We start from the raw sequence: 642 nt of genomic DNA, 5'->3' as shown, positions 1-642 counted from the left end.
GCCCAAGGTGGTGGCTGAAACCCCAAACTCATCCACTGTGTGCGCGCTCGCCATGGAGGGCCTGGGAGTAGGCCTGGTCAACCCGTACGCGACAGACGGCTACGCAGCGCGCGGCGTCACCTTCAGACCGTTCTCAGCCGCGGTCCACTTTCGCACCCTGCTCATCTTTCGCCCCGACCTGCCCAAGTCACGCATCGTTCGTGACCTGGCGGCATGTCTACTCGAAGCGCGCAACGCCCGCGCCGAGAGATTGGGGGGTTAGGGACCCACACCGTGGCAAGACCGCCTAGGTCGGAGTAAGCGTCGGTTTTTCGAGAAACACGTCGCTCTCGTGATTGACGTCGTACTCGCGCCCGCAGGATCTGATGCAGCAGGGCGATGCTGGTAGCACCTTGCACCATAGGGTGCAGCTAGATCAGCAGGGCAGGCTGATACCGCGCAGCGCAGCACAACGCGCAGTTGCAGGACCAAGAAATGGATGCCCTCCGATTTGGCTGTCGAGCCGAGGCACGTGACTCATCGCCGCAGCACGTGCATCTCGTCATTGGTCGCGCTTCTGGTAGATCCCAGGCACGCTGCTAGGCTTTCGCTCGGGGTCCGCTGTCGAGCTCTCGAGGCCGTGTGAATTGCCGAGCTTTGCGA

Annotated in this window: 1 protein-coding gene; it reads left to right on the top strand. The window is 62.6% G+C overall.

Going from position 1 to position 642, the window contains the following annotated elements; genetic code table 11:
- A partial coding sequence (locus AC1DTN_RS38145) for a LysR substrate-binding domain-containing protein (RefSeq protein WP_477925352.1) occupies positions 1 to 262 on the top strand: 262 nt, incomplete at its 5' end.
- Between the last annotated feature and the right edge of the window lie 380 nt (positions 263 to 642).

The organism is Rhizobium sp. 01T444 (genome assembly GCF_056398305.1).
Note: the sequence above shows the minus strand (reverse complement) of the source record. Positions and strands in the feature narration are given on the sequence as shown.